Origin of the sequence: Streptomyces sp. NPDC088246, assembly GCF_044741025.1 — a bacterium.
Classification (GTDB): Bacteria; Actinomycetota; Actinomycetes; order Streptomycetales; family Streptomycetaceae; genus Streptomyces.
Genome location: NZ_JBIURV010000006.1, coordinates 149,009 through 172,537, shown reverse-complemented (window position 1 = coordinate 172,537; position 23,529 = coordinate 149,009). Strand labels below are relative to the sequence as shown.

At 70.9% G+C, this 23,529-nt stretch carries 21 protein-coding genes and 1 pseudogene; 9 read left to right on the top strand and 13 right to left on the bottom strand.

Annotated elements, in window-relative coordinates:
• Nucleotides 1-13: 13 nt before the first annotated feature.
• Complete coding sequence (locus ACIPEK_RS11585; RefSeq protein WP_383072286.1) at nt 14-475, bottom strand: MaoC family dehydratase; 462 nt, start codon at nt 473-475, stop codon at nt 14-16.
• Between the two features lie 334 nt (nt 476-809).
• Here ACIPEK_RS11585 and soxR point away from each other — a divergent pair, with 334 nt between their 5' ends.
• Nucleotides 810-1,283 (top strand): redox-sensitive transcriptional activator SoxR, encoded by a 474-nt coding sequence (soxR, locus tag ACIPEK_RS11580; protein WP_401993808.1) that lies wholly within the window; start codon nt 810-812, stop codon nt 1,281-1,283.
• Nucleotides 1,284-1,575: 292 nt separating this feature from the next.
• On the opposite strand, the gene ACIPEK_RS11575 is transcribed toward soxR, so the two are convergent.
• Entirely contained in the window at nt 1,576-2,187 is a 612-nt protein-coding gene (locus ACIPEK_RS11575) for a hypothetical protein (protein ID WP_401993805.1), read from the bottom strand.
• A gap of 227 nt (nt 2,188-2,414) precedes the next feature.
• Between ACIPEK_RS11575 and ACIPEK_RS11570 the strand changes: the two genes are divergently transcribed.
• Complete coding sequence (locus tag ACIPEK_RS11570; RefSeq protein WP_401993802.1) at nt 2,415-3,866, top strand: penicillin acylase family protein; 1,452 nt, start codon at nt 2,415-2,417, stop codon at nt 3,864-3,866.
• Between the two features lie 81 nt (nt 3,867-3,947).
• Here ACIPEK_RS11570 and ACIPEK_RS11565 read toward each other — a convergent pair whose 3' ends face one another.
• Complete coding sequence (locus ACIPEK_RS11565; RefSeq protein WP_401993799.1) at nt 3,948-5,210, bottom strand: exo-beta-N-acetylmuramidase NamZ domain-containing protein; 1,263 nt, start codon at nt 5,208-5,210, stop codon at nt 3,948-3,950.
• Between the two features lie 184 nt (nt 5,211-5,394).
• Here ACIPEK_RS11565 and ACIPEK_RS11560 point away from each other — a divergent pair, with 184 nt between their 5' ends.
• The 3 genes from ACIPEK_RS11560 to ACIPEK_RS11550 all read left to right on the top strand — a co-directional run bounded on the left by ACIPEK_RS11560 (nt 5,395) and on the right by ACIPEK_RS11550 (nt 7,530).
• On the top strand, nt 5,395-6,159 hold the full coding sequence (locus tag ACIPEK_RS11560) for an SDR family oxidoreductase (protein WP_401993796.1): 765 nt from the start codon (nt 5,395-5,397) through the stop codon (nt 6,157-6,159).
• Nucleotides 6,156-6,848, top strand: a complete 693-nt coding sequence (locus ACIPEK_RS11555; protein WP_401993793.1) for an AMP-binding protein — start codon at nt 6,156-6,158, stop codon at nt 6,846-6,848. The genes ACIPEK_RS11560 and ACIPEK_RS11555 overlap by 4 nt, the downstream gene beginning before the upstream one ends.
• An 88-nt stretch (nt 6,849-6,936) precedes the next feature.
• On the top strand, nt 6,937-7,530 hold the full coding sequence (locus tag ACIPEK_RS11550) for a TetR/AcrR family transcriptional regulator (protein WP_093541408.1): 594 nt from the start codon (nt 6,937-6,939) through the stop codon (nt 7,528-7,530).
• Nucleotides 7,531-7,556: 26 nt separating this feature from the next.
• Here the strand turns inward: ACIPEK_RS11550 and ACIPEK_RS11545 are convergent.
• Nucleotides 7,557-7,705: pseudogene (locus ACIPEK_RS11545) on the bottom strand (LysR family transcriptional regulator); the annotation flags it as partial.
• Between the two features lie 74 nt (nt 7,706-7,779).
• Between ACIPEK_RS11545 and ACIPEK_RS11540 the strand changes: the two are divergent.
• Both ACIPEK_RS11540 and ACIPEK_RS11535 read left to right on the top strand, forming a co-directional pair.
• Nucleotides 7,780-7,944 carry a hypothetical protein gene (locus ACIPEK_RS11540; RefSeq protein WP_401993790.1) on the top strand — a complete coding sequence of 55 codons (165 nt, stop codon included), beginning with the start codon at nt 7,780-7,782 and terminating at the stop codon, nt 7,942-7,944.
• Between the two features lie 52 nt (nt 7,945-7,996).
• Nucleotides 7,997-12,607 (top strand): HEAT repeat domain-containing protein, encoded by a 4,611-nt coding sequence (locus ACIPEK_RS11535; protein WP_401993787.1) that lies wholly within the window; start codon nt 7,997-7,999, stop codon nt 12,605-12,607.
• 57 nt (nt 12,608-12,664) lie between these two features.
• Here ACIPEK_RS11535 and ACIPEK_RS11530 read toward each other — a convergent pair whose 3' ends face one another.
• Entirely contained in the window at nt 12,665-13,891 is a 1,227-nt protein-coding gene (locus tag ACIPEK_RS11530) for an acyl-CoA dehydrogenase family protein (RefSeq protein ID WP_401993784.1), read from the bottom strand.
• Nucleotides 13,892-13,899: 8 nt separating this feature from the next.
• Nucleotides 13,900-14,922: a phosphotransferase family protein gene (locus ACIPEK_RS11525; protein WP_401993781.1), complete on the bottom strand. Its 1,023-nt coding sequence runs from the start codon at nt 14,920-14,922 to the stop codon at nt 13,900-13,902.
• A 152-nt stretch (nt 14,923-15,074) separates the two neighbouring features.
• On the opposite strand from ACIPEK_RS11525, the gene ACIPEK_RS11520 reads away from it, so the two are divergent.
• The gene (locus ACIPEK_RS11520) at nt 15,075-16,364 is read left to right on the top strand and encodes a glucarate dehydratase family protein (protein WP_401993778.1); all 1,290 of its coding nucleotides are present in this window, start codon (nt 15,075-15,077) and stop codon (nt 16,362-16,364) included.
• Between the two features lie 756 nt (nt 16,365-17,120).
• Here the strand turns inward: ACIPEK_RS11520 and ACIPEK_RS11515 are convergent.
• From ACIPEK_RS11515 to ACIPEK_RS11490, 6 genes are all read right to left on the bottom strand, one after another.
• Complete coding sequence (locus tag ACIPEK_RS11515) at nt 17,121-17,432, bottom strand: DUF202 domain-containing protein (RefSeq protein ID WP_383072272.1); 312 nt, start codon at nt 17,430-17,432, stop codon at nt 17,121-17,123.
• Nucleotides 17,429-17,824, bottom strand: coding sequence for a YidH family protein (locus tag ACIPEK_RS11510; protein ID WP_401993775.1), 396 nt, complete (start codon nt 17,822-17,824; stop codon nt 17,429-17,431). Before ACIPEK_RS11510 ends, ACIPEK_RS11515 begins: the two co-directional genes overlap by 4 nt.
• Before the next feature lie 34 nt (nt 17,825-17,858).
• Nucleotides 17,859-18,380: an NUDIX hydrolase gene (locus ACIPEK_RS11505; protein WP_401993772.1), complete on the bottom strand. Its 522-nt coding sequence runs from the start codon at nt 18,378-18,380 to the stop codon at nt 17,859-17,861.
• A gap of 33 nt (nt 18,381-18,413) precedes the next feature.
• On the bottom strand, nt 18,414-19,187 hold the full coding sequence (locus ACIPEK_RS11500) for a glucose 1-dehydrogenase (protein WP_401993769.1): 774 nt from the start codon (nt 19,185-19,187) through the stop codon (nt 18,414-18,416).
• Nucleotides 19,188-19,216: 29 nt separating this feature from the next.
• Nucleotides 19,217-19,846, bottom strand: a complete 630-nt coding sequence (locus ACIPEK_RS11495; RefSeq protein WP_383072268.1) for a TetR/AcrR family transcriptional regulator — start codon at nt 19,844-19,846, stop codon at nt 19,217-19,219.
• Between the two features lie 71 nt (nt 19,847-19,917).
• Nucleotides 19,918-20,811: a DMT family transporter gene (locus tag ACIPEK_RS11490; RefSeq protein WP_401993766.1), complete on the bottom strand. Its 894-nt coding sequence runs from the start codon at nt 20,809-20,811 to the stop codon at nt 19,918-19,920.
• 204 nt (nt 20,812-21,015) lie between these two features.
• Here ACIPEK_RS11490 and ACIPEK_RS11485 point away from each other — a divergent pair, with 204 nt between their 5' ends.
• On the top strand, nt 21,016-22,671 hold the full coding sequence (locus tag ACIPEK_RS11485; RefSeq protein ID WP_401993763.1) for an FAD-binding dehydrogenase: 1,656 nt from the start codon (nt 21,016-21,018) through the stop codon (nt 22,669-22,671).
• Nucleotides 22,672-22,950: 279 nt separating this feature from the next.
• Here the strand turns inward: ACIPEK_RS11485 and ACIPEK_RS11480 are convergent, their stop codons facing one another.
• Nucleotides 22,951-23,400: an ASCH domain-containing protein gene (locus tag ACIPEK_RS11480; RefSeq protein WP_401993760.1), complete on the bottom strand. Its 450-nt coding sequence runs from the start codon at nt 23,398-23,400 to the stop codon at nt 22,951-22,953.
• Nucleotides 23,401-23,529 lie beyond the last annotated feature (129 nt).

The window sequence follows — 23,529 nt, the reverse complement described above, 5'->3', positions numbered from 1 at the left end:
AGCGGCCGAGCCGTCAGAAGTAGTAGCGCGACACCGACTCGGCCACGCACACCGGCTTGTCGCCGCCCTCGCGCTCGACCGTGACGAGGGCGGTGACCTGCACGCCGCCCCCGGCCTCCTCGACGCTCTTCAGGACGGCCGTGGCACGCAGCCGTGAGCCCACGGGCACGGTGGACGGGAAGCGGACCTTGTTCGTCCCGTAGTTGATCCCCATCTTCATGCCCTCGACCCGCATGATCTGGGGTACGAGGGCCGGCAGCAGCGAGAGCGTGAGGTAGCCGTGCGCGATCGTCGCGCCGAACGGCCCGGCCGCGGCCCGCTCCGGGTCCACATGGATCCACTGGTGGTCACCGGTGGCCTCGGCGAAGAGGTCGATCCTCTTCTGCTCGATCTCCAGCCACTCGCTGTGACCCAACTGTTCGCCCACCCCGTCGCGCAGCTCCTGCGCGGACGTGAAGATCCTCGGCTCTGCCATGTCTCTGGTCCCTGCCCTTCCAGCTCTCGGCCATCCGGCATCGCGCACCTGTCCAAACCGACCGGCAAACGGAGGGCGGCGTCGCGGGGCTGGGCACGCACATCTGCCGCGTTGTCGTCGGTCAACAACTTCCCCAAGCACTCGGCTTCGGTCGAGCAGGGGAGACCCCATTCGCGTTGCTTCCCTCCTCCGCCTTGCAGCTGCACGCACCCAGCCCCGCTCCTTCTCCCACCCCCCCATTTGCCGGTCGATCTAAGCGCTTGCTCAGCATGGTTGGCGGGTGCGTTCCTGTCAACGACGGACCGGCCGGGGGTGGACAAGTAGGGTTGGAGGGGTGCCCCAGATCCCACAGACACTCCATGAACTCACGGTCGGCCAGCTCTCCGCACGCAGCGGCGCCGCTGTTTCGGCCCTGCACTTCTACGAGGCCAAGGGCCTGATCAGCAGCCGCCGCACCAGCGGCAACCAGCGTCGCTACACCAGGGATGCGCTGCGCAGGGTCGCGTTCGTCCGTGCGGCGCAACGGGTCGGAATCCCGCTCGCCACCATCCGGGACGCCCTCGCCGAACTCCCGGAGGAGCGCACCCCGAACCGTGACGACTGGGCGCGGCTCTCCGTGGCGTGGCGCTCCGAACTGGACGAGCGAATCGAGCAGTTGGGCCGGCTGCGGGACCATCTCACCGACTGCATCGGCTGCGGCTGTCTGTCGCTGGAGAACTGTGTGCTCTCCAACCCGGACGACATCTCCGGTCAGCGGATCAGCGGCTCGCGCCTGATGCCGGAGCGCCGGTCGGCCGACTGTCCGTAGAAGCGGGGCCCGGTGGCTCAGGGCCTGACGGGTGACCTTCGATCGGAGAGCGGACGCGGCATGGTGCGTGCGATTCCAAGGCGCCCGGACGCCCTGGATGGGGTCTCCCCTGCTCGACCGGAGTTGAGAGCTTGGGGAAGGAGCTACTGGGGCATCCCGGCAACGCCGGAGGGGGTCCCTCCTGGCCCTTAAGGCCTTGGGGGAGTGCGTGCCAGGCCGTGGCCGCCCGATCAGAGGTCACCCGACAGGCTCTCAGGTGCCTGTCGGGCGCGCCGGGCGCTTTCGCTGTCCGTCACGCAGCCGACGCCAGATCCCGGCGCCGTGCGCCCCGGGCCTTCGCCAGCGCCCCCGGTGTGAGCACCGGCTGCGGCACCAGGATTCCGCACCCCGCGCAGAGAGGCCCCGACCACGGCTCGCACCCCAGCTCCGACGCCCAGTCGATCTCCGTGCCCGCGCACACCGGGCAGGCCGTGCCGGGCTCGGACTCCAGGGCGGCGATCAGCCGGCCGAGGACCTCGGCGAGCGGTGCCGTGGGGCGCACCTCCGGGTCCGCGCAGCGGGCGACCCCGTACCCGCCCCAGGTGCGCCGGTGCCAGTCGTCGAACGTGCCGGGCCTGCGCAGCCCGTCGCGCTTCTCCCGCCTGCGGCGCTCGGCGAAACCCGCCTCGTAGTCGAGCCAGACGGCCCGCGCCGCCTCCAGTTCGTCCAGTGCGCGCATCAGCCGCACCGGATCGGGGGACCGGTCCTCGGGCTCGATCCCGTGCCGGGCACACAGATGATCCCAGGTCGCCCGATGCCCGTAAGGGGCGAACCTCTCCAGGCACTTGCGCAGCGAATACCGCCGCAGCGCCAGGTCGCCCCGTGGGTCGCGGACCTGTCTCGCAAGACTCCGGAATCCGGCCACTGCACTGCCACCTCCGTCGCTCGTACTTCGGCGTCAGGGAATGGACGTACGGCTGCCCGATTCGGATCCATCGAAATAGGCTGACGTCCAGGATGTGAGATGACTCATCGTCATGGGAGCCGCATGCGACGGCATGTGATGATTCGGCAAAGGTGACTGTTGTTCACCTTACTGACGAGTCATACCGCCAGTAACCTCCGGCCCATCGGCCTCTCGGAGGAGCACGCATGCCCCCACGCACCGTCAAGTTCAGAGCCGCCACCGTCGTGGCGGTTCTCGCACTCGGCACCCTGCTGGCGGCCTCGCCGCAGTCCGGCGCCGTGGCAGCGGAACCCGCACCCGTCACCGACTACTGCCAGGGACAGTGCGATGACATCCTGCCGCCCGGCGAGAACGGCAACGCCACGCTCGTCGACATCCTCGGCAACAAGGCGTTCGGTACGCACCCCGCCCACAGCGACGACCAACTCGACCGCTACAACGGCCTGGTGGCCGGGCACACCGGTCTCACCGACCAGAAGCTGACCGACTTCTTCAACGACGCCTCGTTCGGCGTCCCCGAGAACCAGGTCGAGTCCGTCACCTCGCCGCGCGACGATGTCACGATCACCCGTGACAAGGCATCCGGCGTGCCGCACATCAAGGGCACCACCCGATACGGCACCGAGTTCGGCGCCGGATTCGCGGCCGGGCAGGACCGGCTCTGGCTGATGGACCTCTTCCGGCACATCGGGCGCGGCGAACTGACCTCGTTCGCCGGTGGCGCACTGGCCAACCAGGGCCTGGAGCAGCAGTTCTGGCCGCAGGCCCCGTACACCGAGGCCGATCTCGAAGCCCAGGTCGCGTACATCAGGACCCACGAGGGTGCCCGCGGCGAACAGGCCATGGCGGACGCCCAGGCATACATCGACGGCATCAACGCCTACCGCGAGAAGTCCAAGAAGGGCCGCTACTTCCCCGGTGAGTACGTCCTCACCGGCAAGATCGACGCCATCACGAACATCGGGGAGATCCAGCCGTTCAAGCTGACCGACCTGATCTCGATCGCCTCCGTGGTCGGCGGTCAGTTCGGTGGCGGTGGCGGCGGCGAGGTGCAGGCGGCGCTGTCGCTGCTGTCCGCCCATCAGAAGTACGGCGTCGCCGAAGGTTCGCAGCGCAAGGAGAGCAGCACCGGATCGCATGCGTACACCCATGCCGACGCGGTACGGATCATGGACGCATGGTGGCCGAAGCTGGTCGAGGCCGAGTTCAAGCCGGGTCTCGGCGACGGCCTGTACGGGGCGCTGACCGCGAACCTCGCCACCGACGAGTCCCCGGCGGCCAGCCACGGGCCGAGCGGGGCACACAGTGGTTCGGCGTTCCAGTACGGCTGGTGGGGCTTCGTGGACAAGGACCTGCGCCGGGTCCTGGGGCAGCCGGTCAAGGGTCCGCTGGCCAAGGCCTACTGCGGGAACGGCGATCCGGCCGGTTGCCGTGACGTGCTGCTGGCGTCCCTGAAGGCGGCTGCGGCGGAGCCGGCCGCGGAGGTCTACCCGGGTGACGACAGCTGCAAGGCCGGCGAGCAGTGGTGCACGGACTCGATCGTCCACCGGCCGCTCGGCGGGATCGCCCAGAAGTCCATCCACTGGCAGAACCGCCCGACGTACCAGCAGGTGGTGGAGTTCCCCGCCCACCGGTAGGGCGATTCCAGCCCGTCCGGCGGTCGAGGACGGAACCGGTGCGCCGGGCGGGCCCGAATCCCCGGACCCGCCCGGCCCGTCTCACCGGTACTGGAGATACCTCTTCCGCACGGCCCGGAACGTGGCGAGATCCTCCGCCCACGCCCCCACCACCTCATCGGTGTCCGCCCCCGCGTCGATCATCGTGCGGACCCGCGTGTTGCCGGTGAGCTTGTCGATCCAGTTGTCGGAGCGCCACGCGAACCCGCTCCACGCCCGCTTCGCCGTCACCAGCAGCGCGATCCCCGTGCGTACCGGATCGAAGGCCTCGCGATCCTGGACGTGCAGCTGCACCCCGCCGACCGTCCTGCCCTGGAACTTGGAGAACGTCGGCGCGAAGTACGCCTCGCGGAACGCGACTCCGGGCAGGTCGAGCGCGTTCGCGGCCGCCGCCCACCGGTGGTCGATGCCCTCCGCGCCGATCAGTTCGAACGGCCGGGTGGTGCCGCGTCCTTCGGAGAGGTTCGTGCCCTCGAACAGGCAGGTCCCCGAGTAGACCAGCGCCGTGTCCGGCGTCGGCATGTTGGGGCTCGGCGGCACCCACGGCAGCCCCGTCGTGTCGAAGAAGTCCGCGCGCTTCCACCCCGACATCTTCACGATGCGCAGGTCCACCGGCCGGGCCAGGTACTCCTTGTTGAACAGCAGCGCCAGCTCGGTGACCGTCATGCCGTGCGCCTGCGAGATCTCCCGGCGGCCCACGAACGTGGAGAACGCCGGGTCGAGCACCGGTCCGAGTGCCGCCCGCCCGGTCACCGGGTTCGGCCGGTCCAGGACGACGAACCGCTTGCCCGCGAGAGCCGCCGCCTCCATGCAGTCGTACAGCGTCCAGATGTATGTGTAGAAGCGGGCGCCCGCGTCCTGGATGTCGAAGACGACCGTGTCCACGCCGGACGCGGTGAAGACATCGGCGAGCGGCTGCCCGCTCTTCAGGTACGTGTCGTAGACGGGGAGTCCGGTCGCCGGGTCGTCGTACCGCCCCTCGGAGCCGCCCGCCTGCGCGGTGCCTCGGAAGCCGTGTTCGGGTCCGAAGACCGCGACCAGGTTCACCCGCTCGTCCGGGTGCATCACATCGACGATGTGGCGCACATCGGAGGTGATACCGGTCGGGTTGGTGACGACGCCGACCTTCTGGCCCTTCAGCAGCGCGTAGCCGTCCGCCGCCAGCCGGTCGAAGCCGGTGCGGACCCGGCCGTGCCCCTTGCCGGGCGTGGGGGCGGCGGTCGCGACCCCGGTACCGGCGGCCGTCGCCGCGAGGGCTCCCACCGCACCGCCGGCGGCCAGCAAACCACGTCTGGACAGGCTCATTCAGCTACCTCCATGATCGCGATGTCTGTCATGGTCACGCACGCTAGCGTGCGTTCAGGCCATACGGAATGAGCCGGACGAGTCGGTTGTGACAGGAGTGCCGCCCGAGCGGTGTCCAGCCCTTCCACTGCGACATACCGACTGGTTAGTCTGCGGGGTAGTCGGCTGAGAGAGGCGGGACCCGATGAGTACGGTGCAGGGCGCGGGCGTAGTGGTCACAGGGGCCGGAGGCGGCATCGGAGCCGCTCTGGCCCGCCGCTTCGCTGCGGAAGGCGCGCGGGTCGTGGTCAACGACCTCGACGAGGCCCGGATCAAGCCGCTGGCCGAGGAGATCGGCGGCACCGCCGTGAGCGGTGATGCCTCGCAGATCGTGGACACCGCCCGCGACGCGCTGGACGGCACCGTCGACATCTACTGCGCCAACGCGGGCCTCGCCTCGCCCGGCGACGTCTTCGCCGACGAAGAGGTCTGGGCCGCCGCCTGGGACGTCAATGTGATGGCCCATGTCCGCGCGGCGAGGGCGCTGCTGCCCCACTGGCTGGAGCGCGGCAGCGGCCGCTTCGTCTCGACCGCCTCCGCCGCCGGACTGCTGACGATGATCGGCGCCGCACCGTACAGCGTCACCAAGCACGGCGCCGTCGCCTTCGCCGAATGGCTCTCGCTGACCTACCGCCACCGCGGCGTCAAGGTCCACGCGATCTGCCCGCAGGGCGTGCGTACGGACATGCTCACCGCCGCCGGATCGGCAGGTGAGCTCGTCCTCGCCCCCGGCGCCATCGAGCCCGAGGCGGTCGCCGACGCGCTCTTCGACGCCATGGCGAAGGACCGCTTCCTCGTCCTGCCGCACCCCGAGGTCGCCGGTTTCTACCGGGCCCGCACCAAGGACACCGACCACTGGCTCGGCAATATGAACCACCTCCAGCAGAAGTGGGAGGAGACCGGCGCGTGACCGATTCCATCTACGCGGCAAAGCCCTGGATCTCCCTGCTCAGCGAGGCCCAGCGGGCCCCCGTCGGCCCGGCCGAGACCCTGGTCCACGCCTTCCGCTCATCCGTCGCCCGCAGCCCCGGGCATCCGGCGCTCGCCTACTTCGACGGACGCCTGAGCTACCGCGAGACCGACGCGCTCTCCGACTCCGTGGCCGGCCACCTCGCCGCCGAGGGCCTGGAGCGCGGCGACCGTGTCGCGATCACGCTGCAGAACACCCCGCAGTTCGTGCTCGCAGGCCTCGGCGCCTGGAAGGCCGGTGCCACCGCCTTCCCGGACGGCGAACCGCGCACCGGTGACATCGGCTTCATGGACAGCGCAGGCCGGCTCCATGCCGTCGACCGCAAGAAGGACATGATCAACGCCTCCGGCTTCAAGGTCTGGCCACGCGAGGTGGAGGACGTCCTCTGTACCCATCCGGCAATCCGGGAGGCGGCCGTCGTCGGTGTCCCCGACGCCTACCGCGGCGAGACCGTCCGTGCCTACGTCAGCCTGCGGCCGGGCGCCACGGTCGACCCCGAGGAACTGGCTGCGTACTGCAAGGAACGGCTTGCCGCGTACAAGTACCCGCGCGAGGTCGAGATCCTGGCCGAACTCCCGAAGACGGCGAGTGGGAAGATCCTCAGGCGGGAACTGCGTTCCCCTCGATAGACCGTTTCACGCACAGCACGGATTCACGCACAGCACGGATTCACGCACAGCACGGATTCACGCACGGTACGGAAGGAAGGTGGCGGCAATGGCCAAGGCGACGGACGGGGACACGGCCCCCGTCCCTCAGCGGCTGCTGGCCGCCGCCACCCGGCTCTTCGCCGAGCAGGGGTACGACCGCACCTCGGTCCAGGAGATCGTCGAGGCGGCAGGCGTCACCAAGGGCGCGCTCTACCACTACTTCGGCTCCAAGGAGGACCTCCTCCAGGAGGTCTACGCCCGGGTGCTGCGGCTGCAGCAGGAGCGCCTCGACGCCTTCGCGGACGCCGACGCCCCGGTCGAACAGCGGCTGCGTGACGCGGCCGCGGACGTGGTTGTCACGACGATCGAGAACCTCGACGACGCCTCGATCTTCTTCCGGTCGATGCACCACCTCAGCCCGGAGAAGAACAAGCAGGTACGGGTGGAGCGGCGCCGCTACCACGAGCGCTTCCGGGCCCTGGTGGAAGAGGGCCAGCGAAGCGGAGTGTTCTCCACGGCCACCCCGGCGGACCTGATCGTCGACTACCACTTCGGCTCGGTCCACCATCTGTCCACCTGGTACCGGCCCGACGGCCCGCTCAGCCAGCAGGAGGTCGCGGACCACCTGGCCGACCTGCTGCTGCGCGCCCTGCGTCCCTAGCCACCTGGGGGAGCGCCGTCGGTCAGCCGGTCGAACAGCTCGGCACCCAGCTCCCGTTCGAGGTTGCGCACGGAGGTGCTCAGCGCGGACTGCACGATCAGCTCGGCACGGGCGGCGGCGGTGAGACTGCCGGTCGTGACCACCGCGGGAAGTGGCGGAGCCGGCGTATCTCCATCCATCCACGGTATCGATCGCAGCCGGCTGAACCATCTGTTGGACCGACCGCCGGTACGGGTCGAAGCTGGATATATGACTCACATCCAGCCATCCGCACACGTCCCCGCACTCTGGGCCACGGCATACGGCCCGCGCCACACACCGGCCGTCCGCGTCGTCGCCCGGTGCCTGTTGCGTGTGAGGGCCTTCGCCCGCGAACTGGCGCTGGCCGACCATGTGCCGTTCGGCGGCTACTGACGGGGGCGAAATCCGTTGGTGGAGCCGGGAGCGCCCCGGTTAGCATCCGACGGTGAAGACGCCGGCCGACGAACAGTTCCACGATGCCGTACGCCGGGCCGACGCAGGGCGGCTGTCGAGGCTCCTGGACGCGCAGGACTGCCCACCGGCAGTCCTTGGACGTCTGATCCGGCACGAGGACCCCGCCCTGCGTCATATGGGACTGGTCCTGCTCACCGAGCGAGTGACAGCGGGCCGCCCGTCCGACGACGCGGAGACGGCCGAACTCGCCGGGCTGCTGCCCGTATCGCTGATGGGGCCGCCGGAGGCGGATCTCCTGCTGGCGGGGCTCTACGAGCGACTCGGCCGCTGTCTCCGGGGCCGCCCCCGCCCGTCGTGGCGCACGGCCGGGCTGCCGGTACGGGTGAGGATCGCGTGGCTGCGCTCCGAACTCCTCGACGAGCCGACGGTGATCCGTGACGAAGCCCCGGGCGAACTCCTCTACCAGGCCGTACGGGAGACGGGTATTGCCGCGGCGCATCGGCCGGCCCAACTCGTGGACGAGCTGGCGGACAGCGGCGACCCCGTGCTGCAGGCCGAGGCGCTGCGGCTCGCGCGGCAGGGGCTGCATGCCGGACTGCTGGCTCCCGCACTGGTCCGCGAAGACCTGATCGGCCTGCTCGACGCGGACAGCGACCGGGTCGTCGCCGGCGCGCTGGACGAACTCACCGAGCCGTGGGCGGCGATGGAGCCGCTGCCGCAGGGGCGCATTTCTCCGTTTCTCGCCGCCGGTTCGGCGGGGGACAGGCCCGCGGTGGCCGATGCCGCCCTCGCGACTGCCGCCCGCCACGGCCACAAGGACCTGCTGCGGCAGATCATCGAGGATCCGGATCTTCCGCCGGGCCTTCGCCGACGGGGAATGGAACTGCTCGGCGATCTGGCGGACCGCGACGACATCGGTGAACTCACGGCCGTCGCCGCACGCGATCCGCTGCTGTTCGGCGGGCCGACGGTGACGTGCCTGCGCGGTCTCCACCGGCGCGGGCACTTCGTGGACGGTCCGGAGGTTCCGGCCGTGATCGGCCTGGCCCTGGCCGATCACTCGATTCCGCCCCGTCAGATCGCGACGATCCTGTTCACCTGCCGCAGGGAGGCGTTCCGGGTACTGACGGAGACGGCCGCCGGTGATCCGGGCAGGTCGCGAGGGCTCGCTCTGCTGGTGGCCCTGGCCGGGCAGGGAACGGGCGAGCTTCCGATCGGGGACGCGATCGCACGTGTACTTCCTTCGGCCCCCGCCCCCGGTCCGTTCCTCGACGCGATCCGGGAGCTGCGCCATGCGGATGCCGAAGACGCCGTGATCGCTCTGCTGCCCTCGGCGCCCGCCGCGGCCCTGGACGCTCTGGAGGCCATCGGCGGGCAGCGGACGGTACTGGCCCTGCGAGAAGGGCTGGGCCTGGCCGGTGACGCGATCGCGCCCCACCTGTACGCCGTACGGGACCGCGCCCTCGAACTGCTGTGGCAGCTGACCCGCGATCCGGCGCACCGCCGCGCCCTCCTCGTACGGCTGGATCCCGTCGACCTGCCGGCCCGCATCGCAGCGGACCTGGGTGGCCCGGACGAGCGGGAACTGGCCCTGCTGCGTTCCCATCCGAACCCGGACGAGCCGGTGGCGGCGCTGTGCCGTCTCGCGGCCCACGGCAACGCCGGCACACTGCCGGCCATCGCGGACCTGCTGCTGCGCATCGTGGCCGAGCAGGCGGCGTCGCAGGAGCGGGAACACGGACAGCGGGGCGGTGAGCCCGTGGTGCCCCAAGAGGTCCTGGACGCCGTGCACGCCCTGGGCCGCCGTCTCCACGAGCGGGGCGCGATCCGGCCGGTCTGCCTGCTCGGCACGGCAGATGCGCAAGAGGCCGGCCACGCACTCGTCGCGACCATGGCACTGGATCTGCTGGACCGGCCCGGACTGTCCGACCGTGAGCGGGCGATCCTGCTCGAACTGCTGCTCCGGGCCCCCTGGGAGGGCACTCGCGCCCGGGTGCACCGGCTGCTGCGCCACCGCGACCGGCACGTACGCAAACACGTCATCGCCCTGCTCGCCCGCGACGCCACGGGCGAGGACGCACAGGCGCTGTCGGCGACCCTGATCGCGCTGACCACCGCCCAGGACATCCAGACCGTCCGGCAGGCCCTGCTCGCACTGGGTCACGCACGGGCACACTGGGCGTGCACCGCGATCGCCGCATGTCTCGACCATCCGAACATGAACATCAAGAAGACCGCCGCCGAGGCGCTGGTCCGCGCGGGCACACCGGCGGCGCTGCCCAAGCTGCTCTTCTGGCTCGGGCACCACGACAACCCCGGGCTGCGCGGCACGCTCGTCGCGGCCCTGCGCGCCGTCCTCGGCGACGCCTACGCGGCGACACTTCTCGCTGCCGCCGAGCACAACCAGGACGGCCGCACCCGCGAACTGCTGCTGGCGGGCCTCGGCGGTGCCCTCGGCGCCCGCTCGGTCCTCGCGCTGGACGACCAGGCGTCACCGGTGGCGGCCGCCCTGCTCTCCCTGGTGGCGGACGGCCGGGTCGGTCTGGCCTCGGGGGACGTGAAGGACCTGGCGATACCGCTGGCCAGGCATGGCATCACCACAGCGGCTGTCGCACAGCGGTCATCGGTGGACACTGCGGCGGACCGTGACATCAGGTCGCTGGTGGCCGGGGGCTGGAATCCCTCGGTCGCGCTGCGCGTCGCCGAGAGGAACGCGCCGCTTCACCCCGACCGGCTGAACGAGCTGCGGCCGATGCTCACGGACTGGCTCCGGCTGGCCGGCTCCCGGCCCGCGGCCCGGGACGGGCTGGTGCGGTTCGTGCTGCGCATCTGTCCCGCACCCCGGGCGGCCCGGGAGCTGACGGCATTCGCCCGGTCCGCACAGGTCCTGCTCGACGCGCTCGTGGACGCCCGGGACGAGGACCGGCACGACCTGATCGCGGTACTCGAAGAGGTCGCGCCGATGCTGACGGCGGCCGGCAGACCGGCCGTTGCCGCTGCGGTACGGGCACTGCGTCCCGCACCCACGACGCCGAGCCGGTCCGCACTGACGCTGCTGCGCCGCCTCGGCGCGGTGCTGGTCCGCGCCGACCTCGATCAGGCACTCGCGTCGGCCCGGCTCGGCGCCGACCCCTGGCAGGCCCAGACCGCCGTGCTGAGGGAGGCGTTCGCAGCCCCGGAGACCACCGCTGCACCCGTGCCCGCCGAGACCCGGGCATGGCGGGCGGCGCTGGACGACGCGGTGCGCGCACCGGACACCCTGGAGGAGTTCCGCGGACAGGACGACGACAGGGTCGGTTCGCGGGACCGGCTGACCGCACTGATCGAGGTACACCACGGCGCTGACCCCGAGGTCCAAGCCGCCCTGCTCGACTGGATGACGCTTCTTCAGCCCCTCGACGCGCCGCCCTGGACCATCACCGAGACCGCCCGGGCCCCGACGCCGCTGCCCCGGCACGTACACATCGACGACCTCGACCAGCCCCGTTCGGCGGCCCTGAGGGAGCGCCTGCTCGACATGCTGGGGTCAACTCACGCAGACCGCAGGGAGACCGCCGCCCTGGCGCTGGCGAAGTGGCCCGAGCCAGAGGCCCGGCTGCCGGTTCTTCGCGCGTACCTCCGCGGGCACGTCGACATACCCATCGGCGTGGACCTGGCCCGTGCACTGCGCACCCTCGACGAGACGGAACTCCGGGGCGAGGACGTCCTGCACGACAGGGTGGCTCTCGTGGCCTCGAAGCTCTCCCCGTGGACACTGGAACCGCTGGTGCCGCTGTTGCTGGATTGGTGGGAGCACGCACCGCCCGCCGCCGGACCGGCAGTCGGCGACGCACTGCGCAACTACCCCGCCGACGCGCTCGCCAGGACCCTCGGCGACCGCCTCGACGCCGGGGCCTGGGGCTTTGTCGACCTGCTCCTCGACCGCCGGCTCCTGCGTACCCCCGCGCTGACGCGCACGTGCCGGCGGCTGCGCGCCGAAGGGCGCGACGGCATGGCGGACCGGCTTCTTCTCGTCGAGGGCCCGCTGCGCGGCCCGGACGCCGCACAGCAGGACGCGGCAGCGCTGGCAGCGCTACGTGACCGCCCCCCGGCCGCACCCGGCGGAGCTTCGCACCGCCCGTCCAGGCAGGAACTGCTGAACCTGGCCCGAACCGGCACCCCGGAACAGATATGCGGGGCGCTCAGAGAACTGGCCGAGGCCCACTCGGGCCCGGACACGGACCGGGACCCCGGACTGCGCGACCTGATCGGTGAATTGCTGAACCATCCCCGGGTCAAGGTACGCCTGCGCGCCCACCGGACCTCACGGACGATGCTGGACCGGGGTACCTATCTGAGCCACACCATGCTCCTGCTGGACGACCCCCGGCCGGAATTGACGCGTACGGCGATCCGCACGCTCTGCCACGCCGGCTGGGAGCCCGCGATCCCCGCTGTGACCGGATTGCTCGCGCACCCGCATCCCGTCGTGCGCAGGACGGCGGCCGAGGGGCTCATCGGGATGAGCGAGGCGGCGATCCCCGCCCTGCGCCAAGCCGCCGCCCACGCCCGCCCCGACAAACGCTCCCTCTACACGGACGTCCTCGACCGGCTCGGAAATTCAAGCCCGCCCGGCAACATTCCGAGCCCGTCCGGCGATTGAGGACGAAACGGCAACCGGGCGGGCCCCCGCACCCACCGACCCCGCCCGGGCCACCGCCTACACGTACCGCTTGATCTCCCGCCGGGCCAGCGACCGCTGATGCACCTCGTCCGGCCCGTCCGCCAGCCGCAACGTCCGCGCCGCCGCCCACAGTTCCGCCAGCGGGAAGTCCTGGCTGACGCCGCCCGCGCCGTGCAGTTGCACCGCCTGGTCGAGGATGCCGACCACCGCACGCGGGGTGGCGATCTTGATGGCCTGGATCTCCGTGTGCGCACCCCGGTTGCCCACCGTGTCCATCAGCCACGCCGTCTTCAGCACCAGCAGCCGCAGCTGCTCCACCGTGACCCGCGCGTCGGCGATCCAGTTCTGCACGACGCCCTGCTGGGCGAGCGGCTTGCCGAAGGCCGTACGGGACACCGCCCGCTTGCACATCAGCTCGATCGCCCGCTCGGCCATGCCGATCAGCCGCATGCAGTGGTGGATGCGCCCCGGCCCCAGACGCGCCTGGGCGATGGCGAAGCCGCCGCCCTCCTCACCGATCAGGTTCGCGGCGGGCACCCGTACGTCCGTGAAGACGACCTCGGCGTGACCGCCGTGATAGTGGTCCTCGTAGCCGTACACCTGCATGGCGCGCCGCACTTCGAGACCGGGGGTGTCGCGCGGGACCAGGATCATCGACTGCTGGCGGCGGACGTCGGCGCCGTCAGGGCCATCGGCCGTCGCTGTCCTGCCCATCACGATGAAGATCCGGCAGTCCGGGTTCATCGCCCCGGAGATGTACCACTTGCGGCCGTTGATGACGTAGTCTTCGCCGTCCCGCACGATCCGGGTCTCGATGTTCGTCGCGTCCGAAGAGGCCACCTCGGGCTCCGTCATCGCGAACGCCGAGCGGATCTCCCCGGCGAGCAGCGGCTCCAGCCACTGCTTCTTCTGCTCCTTTGTGCCGAACTGGAAGAGCACCTCCATGTTCCCGGTGTCCGGGGCCGCGCAGTTGAGTGCCGTCGGCGCCAACTGCGGTGAACGGCCGGTGATTTCGGCGAGCGGCGCGTACTGGAGGTTGGTCAGCCCGGCGCCGTACTCGGCATCGGGAAGGAAGAGGTTCCACAGCCCCTGCCGCCGCGCCTCGGCCTTCAGGTCCTCGACGATCTGCGGGGTGTCCCACGGTGAGGCCAGGAGTGCGCGCTGTTCGTCCGCGGTCTTCTCGGCCGGGTGGACATGCTCGTCCATGAAGGTGAGCAGCTTTTTGCGCAGCTCTTCGGTACGGGCGTCGAATGCGAAGTCCATGGGGGTGATCAGCCTTCCTGGAGGGTGGTGAGGCCGTGCTCGATGAAGACGGGGACGAGATCGCCGATGCGGTCGAAGCCGGCGCCGACGGTCTGGCCCAGGGTGTAGCGGTAGTGGATGCCCTCCAGGATCACGGCGAGCTTGAACCAGGCGAACGCCGTGTACCAGGAGATGGCGGAGGTGTCCCGGCCGGAGCGTGCGGCGTAGCGTTCGATCAGTTCGGCGGGGGTGGGATGGCCGGCCGCTCCGCTGGTGGTGGAGACCGGGGACTTCGCCAGACCGAGGTCGGAGCTGTACATCACCAGCAGGCCGAGGTCGGTCAGCGGGTCGCCGAGCGTCGACATCTCCCAGTCGAGAACGGCCTTGATCCGGTCGTCGGAGCCGATCAGGACGTTGTCCAGGCGGTAGTCGCCGTGTACGACGGTGGGCGCGGGGGAGACGGGCAGCTCTCGGCCGAGCGCGGCGTGCAGCTCGTCGATGCCGGGCAGTTCGCGGTTGCGGGAGGCGTCCAGCTGCTTGCCCCAGCGGCGCAGCTGCCGGTCGAGGAAGCCATCGGGACGCCCGAAGTCGCCGAGCCCGACGGACTCGGGGTCCACGGCGTGCAGTTCGACGAGGGTGTCGACGAGGCCGAGGACGGCCTCCCGGGTGCGCTCGGCGCCCAGTGGGGCGAGCTGCTCGGCCGTGCGGTACGGGGTGCCCTCGATGTACTCCATGACGTAGAAGGGCGACCCGATCACCGAGTCGTCCTCGCAGAGCAGCACCGGTTCGGGCACCGGAACGGCCGTGGGGTGCAGGGCGCTGATCACCCGGTGCTCGCGCTTCATGTCGTGTGCGGTGGCCAGCACATGACCCAGCGGGGGCCTGCGCACGACCCAGCGGCCGGTGCCGTCCGTGACGATGTACGTCAGATTGGAGCGGCCGCCCTCGATGAGCCGGGCTTCGAGCGGTCCGTTCACCAGACCCGGCCGCTCGCGGTCGAGATGTCCGCGCAGCCGGTCGAGGTCGAGACCTGGCGGGTGGACTGGGCTCATCGTGCGCACCTCCGGGGTGAAAGACGGTCGGTGTTCATGATGCCGACCAGTCGGTATGCCGTCCAGTGAACTCCCGGAATCCGGTGCGTGGACTCCGCTCCGACTCGGGCCGGAGTCTGGTGTTCGGCCGCATCCCTGAATATGGTTCACGTATGAATACTGAGCTGTTGATCGACGAAGTCCGGCTGACCCCGATCCTGATAGCCGACCCGCCCCTGCTCAACACCCAGGGCGTCCACCAGCCGTACACCCCGCGGCTCATCGTGGAAGTCGTCACACGCGGCGGTGTGACCGGTATCGGGGAGACGTACGGGGACGGCAAGTACCTCGAACTCGCCCAGCCGCTCGCCACCGCCCTCGTCGGACGCCCGGTCAGCGATCTGAACGGCCTGTTCGCACTGGCCGACGAGGTGTGCGGTGATTCACGCGCGGCCGACGAGCGTGTCGACGCCGGTGGGCTGCGCGGCGTCCAGACCGCCGACAAGCTCCGGCTCTCCGTCGTCTCCGGCTTCGAGGTCGCCTGCCTGGACGCGCTCGGCACGTCCCTCGGCCTCCCCGTGCACGCTCTGCTCGGCGGCAAGGTCCGCGACAGCGTCGAGTACAGCGCGTACCTCTTCTACCGCTGGGCCGCCCACCCCGAGGGCGGCGAACAGGACGACTGGGGCGCCGCCGTCGACCCGGCCCAAGTCGTCGCCCAGGCCCGGCGCTTCGCCCGCGAGCACGGCTTCGCCTCCTTCAAGCTCAAGGGCGGCGTCTTCGAACCCGACCAGGAGATCGCCGCGATCCGTGCCCTGGCCGAGGAGTTCCCCGGGCAGCCGCTGCGCCTCGACCCCAACGGCGCCTGGTCCGTCGAGACCTCGCTGTACGTCGCCGAGCAGCTGAAGGACGTACTCGAATATCTGGAGGACCCGGCGAGCGGCACGGACCTGATGGCCGCCGTCGCCGCAGGCACCGACGTACCGCTCGCCACCAACATGTGCGTCACGACCCTCGCCGAGGTCCCGGAGGCCTTCGCCCGCGGCGCCGTCCAGGTCGTGCTCTGCGACCACCACTACTGGGGCGGCCTGCACCGCACCCGCGAGCTGGCCGGGATCTGCCGTACCTTCGGCGTCGGACTCTCCATGCACTCCAACACCCACCTCGGCATCAGCCTCGCCGCGATGACCCACGTCGCGGCCACCGTCCCCAACCTCGGCTACGCCTGCGACAGCCACTACCCCTGGCAGAGAGAGGACGTCATCACCACCCGCCATGTCTTCCGAGGAGGCCGGCTCACTGTCTCCGACGCACCCGGGCTCGGCGTCGAACTCGACCGCGAACGCCTGGCCGTGCTGCACCGGCGCTGGCTCGACGACGACGGCACGATGCGCGAGCGCGACGACGCGGCCGCGATGCGCAAGGCCGAGCCCGGATGGCGGACTCCCTCGATCCCGCGCTGGTGACGGAACGTTCCCCGCAGCGGCCACGGCCTGAGTTGCGGGGCCCCGGCCTGCGTCGAGGGTCCACAACTGCTGGGCGATTGCCTTGTTCCGGCACATCTGGGCACGATTGAGTAAACGGTGCGACGATCCGTGGATGTGCCCGGCGGGGCGTGCGTGAAGTGTCTTCTGCGATCTGGGACGCCGGATGTGGTGTCAGCAGTCGGGGCCCCGTATCACCGGAGCGATGGTTCGGGGCCTCCCCGTCGCCTCCGGCCACACTCACCTGGCCAGGTCGTAGGGATTCCGCCCGCCCGGGACGGACCGCATACGGGAAATGCGTCGCCGCCCAGGACGCGAAAGCGGAGGACCAGTGCGCCCAAGACCGTTCGGGGTTTGCCGGTGAGGCAGGACCGCGTCCGCTCACCGCCCAGGAACGGTCGGTACACGAAGGCGATCAGCAACAGCAGGCACGGTGGGGCCGAAACAGCAGGCACGGTGGGGCCGACGTCCTGGAGTCCGGCGAATGGCCCGGCCCCGAGGCCGGCCCCGACACCGTCCTGGTGAAGGTGCGGGCTGCGGCGATCAACCCGGTTGACCGGAAGACCCAGGAGAGGCGTCTCGCCCCAGGTCCGGTGGCCGTGCTCCCGCTGATCCCCGCCGGGGACGGCCTCGTCGACCGGCTTCGGGCGCCGGCCCCGGACGGGGGCGACGCCGCGTTCGACACCGTCGGCGGCGAGGTGCTCCGGGCCTCCGCCGAAGTGCTGAAGCCCGAAGGTCTCAGAACAGCATGGCCGCGGCGAACACCGCGAGCGCGACCGTGCACGCCCCCGCGGTCAGCGCACCGCGCGCCGAGAGCGGCTGCGGCCGCGCGGTCCCCATCCCGAGCACCCGCCGGTGCGCCACGAGCAGGAAACCCAGCCAGGCCAGTGCGCTCAGCGCCACGGCGACGATCCCGGCCGGGCCCGCCCCGCTGTGCAGCGCCTGCTTGACCGCCAGCAGCGCCACCACCGTGCAGGACAGGGTCGTACGCCGCCACGCCAGCCTGGTCCGCTCGGGCTGCAGCCCGGGGTCGCGCCCGTCGGCCGTCACCGGCCCTCCCAGCCGAAGAGGACCACCACCACCATCGCCACGGCGACGACGGCGACCGCGAGACCGAGCAGCGTCGGGAACCGGGAGGCCGGCAGGTCCTCCCCGCGCCGCATCGCCCGCTCGCACCGCACCCAGTGATTGATCGCCCGCAGCGCACACAGCACACCGGCCGCGAGCAGCGCGAGCGCCAGTCCCGCGCGGATGCCCCACCCGAGCTCCGGGAGGAACTGGTCGACCGCGAAACCACCGCCGATCAGCGCGAGAGCCGTTCGGATCCAGGCGAGGAAGGTGCGCTCGTTGGCGAGCGAGAACCGGTAGTCGGGGGTGTCGCCCTCTTCGCGGATTCGCTGCGGCGCGAACCACAGCCGCAGGCTCTGTACGAATTCGGTCACGTGTGAACCTTACGGCCGGCAATCGAGACCCGGCTCAGGAGGCTGCCGCGCCCGCCCGGAAGGCGCGCAGCCGGTGGTACGCCTCCAGGCCGTCCGGTACCCACTCCCAGTCGCCGAGCCGCTGCTCCAGCTCCGCCTCGGTGAGGAAGGCGTGCCAGGCGACCTCCTCCACCTGCGGGTTCACCGGCAGCTCGCACCGTACCTGGTAGATGTGGCTCCACCAGGAGTGCTCCGCGCTCTCGTAGAGGAACTTGAACAGCGGCTCGGGGCGGGGGAGCCCGGAGACCCCCAGCTCCTCCTCGGCCTCCCGCAGTGCCGCCTCGTCGTACGACTCGCCCGCCCCGACCACCCCGCCGACGAACATGTCGTAGTGGGAGGGGAAGACCAGTTTGGTCGGGGTCCTGCGGTGCACGAAGAGCCGGCCCCCGGCATCCCTGACCTCGATGAAGGCGCAGCGATGGCGCAGGCCCCGCGCGGTCGCCTCACCGCGCGGGGCCTGCCCCACGACCACGTCGTTCTCGTCGACGATGTCCAGGATCTCGTCAGAAGGAGTCATGCCCCTCATCCAACATCAGGCCACTGACAGTGATCACTGACCCATGACGTACTTGACGGTCGGGCCCGTGGTCCAGCCACCGTCCACGGCCAGTTCGGCGCCGGTGATGTACGAGGCGGCGTCCGAGAGCAGGAAGGTGACCGCCTCCGCGATCTCCGGGGCCTCGCCGACCCGGCCCATCGGGGTGTTCGGGTAGTTGCCGTCGCCCTGCCGAATGCCGACGGACGCGGTCATCGGCGTGTAGACCATGCCCGGGTGCACGGAGTTCACCCGGATCCTCGCCGTGCCGAGCTCCACCGCGCCGACCTTCGTCAGACCGCGGACCCCCCACTTGGAGGCGCCGTAGCTGGAGGTCAGGGCGAGGCCCATCAGGCCGGCGGCCGAGGAGATGTTGACGATCGAACCGCCGCCGTTCTCCTTCATCACCGGGATCACCGTCTTCATGCCGATGAAGACGGCCGTCAGGTTGATGTCGATGACCTTGCGGAAGTGCTCGACCGTCTCGGTCTCCAGCGGCTGACCGGTCGATACGCCGGCGTTGTTGACCAGGCCGTCGATCCGCCCGAACTCGGCGACGGCGAATTCGGCGACGCGCTGCCAGTCCTTCTCGCAGGTCACGTCGTGGTGCATGAAGCGGGCCCGCGCCCCGAGGGCGGCGGCGGTGGCGGCGCCCTCGTCGTCGAGCACATCGGTGATCACCACATGGGCGCCGCCCGCAACGGCGAGCCGGGCGGCCTCGGCGCCCAGGCCCCGGGCGCCGCCGGTGATGATGACGGTCTTGTCGCTGAGCTTGTTCTTGTCGGTCATGACACTGTCCTTCATGTGGTGCGGGTGGTTCACGCGCAGCCGGGCACGGGCGCGTGCAGGAACGCGGCGGTGGTCTCGACGAGATCGGCGAGGAAGAACTCCTCGCCGGTCAGTGGCCGGGTGCCGTCGAGACCCTGGCGGGCGCGGTCGGCCAGCGCCGCGCCGATCAGGGTGAGCGCCAGGTCCAGGCGCTCCAGGCGCACGGGCCCGGGCAGTGCGCCCAGGCAGTCCCCGATGCGGCCGATCAGCCGCCCGTATGCGGTGCCGTCCAGGGCGGGGTGCAACCGGCCGGTCCGCAGCCCGGTCTCATGGCTGAGCTGGGCCGAGATCCGCAGACAGCGGCGGCCCCGGTCGTCGGCGAGCAGGCTCGCCTCGGCCGTCACCAGCGCGGTGAGCAGTCCCCGTACGCCACAGTCCCCGGCCAGCTCGTCGAGCAGCGGTGCGATCACCTGTTCGGTACGGGTCTGGCGGCCTTCCATCACCGCGTCGAGCAGCCCGGCCCGGGAGCCGAAGTGGTACTGGACCGCGGAGGGGTTGCTCTGCCCGGCCAGCCGGACGATGTCCCGCAGCTGGGCGCCGTCCGTGCCCTGCGCGGCGAAGATCTCCTCGGCCGCGCGGATCAGTTTGTCCCTGGTCTCCTGCCCTGACGTTCTCGCCATGAGAGCCACTCTAATGCTGGCCATTATTAATAGCCAGGGCGGGCGGCCCCCTGTGACCGGACAGACGCCGGTCAGTTCGGCTGGAGGCTCCTTTCCCGGTGCCTGCCCACGGGCCCCTCCGGCATCGCCGGATGCAGTCCCAGCAGCACGATCCCGACGACGATCGCCGCGAGACCGGCCGCCTGCCAGGCCAGTGCGCCGGTGTCGGTGCGCAGCTGGTCGCCGAGAAAGCCGACCCCGCAGGCGATCCCGGCCAGCGGCTGGGATGCGGTCAGCGGAGGCAGTGAGACCCGCAGCGGGCCCGTCTCGAACGCGCTCTGCACCAGGAGCAGACCCGTCACCCCCAGCACCGCCACCGCGTACGGCTGCCACGCCGTCACCAGCGCCGACCAGCCCTCGTCGGAGAGCCGCTCGCCGGTGACCCGGGTGAGGGCGTCCTGGAGTCCGTACAGCAGACCCGCCGCCACCGCGAGCAGCGCCGGGGCGACTGCGGACTCCGAGCGTTTGGCGAAGGTGGTGAGCAGCAGGGCGATTCCCACGACTGCGCCGATGACCAGCCAGTGCCGCAGTGGACTGGTCACCGCCTCGCCGCCCCGCGGCTGGCCCGCCAGCAGAAAGGCGGCGACTCCGCCCGCCAGCAGCCAGAGCCCGGCCCAGCCCTGCCGGCCGAGCCGCTGCCCCGTGCGATGGCGCGACAGGGCCATCGCGAAGAGCAGATTGGTCGCCAGCAGGGGTTCGACGACGGACACCTCGCCCTTGCCCAGGGCCAGGGCACCCAGCACCATGCCGCAGACCATCAGCCCGATCCCGGCCAGCCAGCTCGGCACCCGCATCAGGTCCAGCAGCAGCCGGAAGGAGAGATAGTCGCTCCTCGGGGCGTGCGAAGCGGCGGCCTGCTGCAGGACGAAACCGAATCCCAGACAGCAGGCGGCACTCACGGCGAGTACGAGGACCAGCACCGACACGCTTCTACCTCAAGTCAGGCCAGAAGTGGGTGATTTGTTTCGACGATAGCGCCTGCGCCCTGTGGGTGCGGCCGGAGCGCCGCCGACCGGGCGGTTGACGCCGCGGCGGCCCTTGCAGAGGATCTGACGCACGAGTAACTTCCGGCGTCCGAGCCGGACCGTCACCGTGGCCGTGACCGGATCGCCCCGACAAGGATGGAACCCATGGCGTACGACGCTGATGTGATCGTTATCGGGGCGGGGCTCGCGGGTCTGGTGGCGACCGCCGAACTGGTCGACGCGGGCCGCTCGGTGATCCTGCTCGACCAGGAGCCCGAACAGTCGATCGGCGGCCAGGCACACTGGTCCTTCGGCGGTCTCTTCCTCGTCGACTCGCCCGAGCAGCGCCGGCTGCGGATCAAGGACAGTCATGAGCTGGCCCTCCAGGACTGGCTCGGCACGGCGGGCTTCGACCGCAAGGAGGACCACTGGCCCCGGAAGTGGGCCGAGGCGTACGTCGACTTCGCGGCCGGTGAGAAGCGCTCCTGGCTGCACGCCCAGGGGCTGCGGCTCTTTCCCGTCGTCGGCTGGGCGGAGCGCGGCGGCTACGACGCGACCGGCCACGGCAACTCCGTGCCCCGCTTCCACATCACCTGGGGCACCGGCCCCGGCGTCGTCGCCCCCTTCGAGCGCCGGGTCCGCGCGGGCGTCGCCAAGGGCCTCGTACAGTTCGGGTTCCGCCACCGGGTCACCGGTCTCGGCCGCACCGCGGGCGCCGTCGACACGGTGAGCGGCGAGATCCTGGAGCCGAGCGCTGCCGCCAGGGGCACCGCGAGCAGCCGGGTGACGACCGGCACGTTCGAGCTCAGGGCCCAGGCGGTGATCGTCACTTCCGGCGGCATCGGCGGCAATCACGACCTCGTACGCAAGCAGTGGCCCCCACGGCTCGGCACCCCGCCGGCGAAGATGCTCTCCGGCGTCCCCGCCCATGTCGACGGACTCATGCTCGGCATCACCGAGGAGGCGGGCGCCCACCACATCAACCGCGACCGGATGTGGCACTACACCGAGGGCATCGAGAACTGGAACCCGATCTGGGCCAAGCACGGCATCCGGATCCTGCCGGGACCGTCCTCCCTCTGGCTGGACGCCCGCGGCAAGCGGCTGCCGGTCCCGCTCTTCCCGGGCTTCGACACCCTCGGCACCCTCGAACACATCATGAAGTCCGGCCACGACCACACCTGGTTCGTCCTCGACCAGAAGATCATCGGCAAGGAGTTCGCGCTCTCCGGCTCCGAGCAGAACCCCGACCTGACCGGAAAGTCGATCCGTGACGTGATCGGCCGGGCCCGCGCGGACGTACCGGCCCCGGTGAAGGCTTTCATGGACCACGGAGTGGACTTCGTGGTCGAGAAGGACCTCGGGGCACTGGTCCGACGGATGAACGCGCTCACCGACGAGCCGCTGATCGACGAGGCCGAACTGCGCCGCGAGATCACCGCACGCGACCGGGAGATCGCCAACCCCTTCACCAAGGACCTCCAGATCACCGCGATCCGCGGGGCCCGCGCCTATCTCGGCGACAAGCTGATCCGTACGGCTGCGCCGCACCGCATCCTCGACCCCAAGGCCGGCCCGCTCATCGCGGTACGGCTCAACATCCTGACCCGCAAGTCGCTCGGCGGACTGGAGACGGACCTGTCCTCCCGGGTGCTGACCGAGGACGGCACGCCCCTGCCCGGTGTGTACGCGGCGGGGGAGGCGGCAGGCTTCGGCGGCGGCGGGGTGCACGGGTACCGCTCCCTCGAAGGGACCTTCCTCGGCGGCTGCATCTTCTCCGGCCGGGCGGCGGGGCGGGCGGCGGCGCGGGCCACGTCCTAGTCAGGGGGTGCCCCCGAAGTCCCGCCCGGCCCGCGGCGTCCGACATGCCCGCCCGTCGAGCGGCGTGATCCGTCCGCAACTGCCGTCCAGGCCCGCCGCGATGACGGGATCGCCGCTCGACCGGCGCCCGCAGGGCGAGGACTGCCTGAACCTCGGCCCCGGACCCATTGTCCGGCCCCGCCGGGAGGGGCGGTGTCTCCTTCGACGTACATGCGCACGGCATGGGCATTCTGCCGCGAGGTGTCCGCCCCGCAGCCGTCGAGAACCGGCGGACCCCGCCTACCGTTCCGCCGCGCCCACGACGGGATCCAGCAGCTCGACGACCCGGAACCGTTCGGCGACGACCATGGTGTCGTCGTCGACCGTGAACTCCGGGTCGCCGAGCGCCTCCCGCATCTCCTGGCTGTGCCAGAACTTCTCGTGACCCGCGCGCCACCCGGCCACCGAGGTGTCGCCCTCGCCCTCGTCGATCGCATGCTGAAGATCGATGTCGCCGAGGCGCAGCACCCGCACCTCCGTCACCTCCAGCACCGCGACCTCCCGGCCGTCCGAGTCGATCAGCGCGGACCGCTCACCCACCGGAGGCAGCTCCTCCTTCTCCGCCTCGTACTCCGCGAGCAGCCCGGTCGTCGACACCTTCGCACCCGCGAGCACCGCCCCCACCAGCCGGTCGCGCAGCGGGCCGGGGAAGGTGAGCAGAAAGGGCTTGAGAGGTTCACGGTTCGACATGGCGCCAAGTCTGACATGTCCGGCCGGGCGCGGCGCAGGGGCGTGCACCCGATCGCGGGTCGTCAACTGTGCGGGGATCGAGCAGAGTTGACATCGGGTACGGGCAGGTGCCCGCGGCCCCTGGCGACC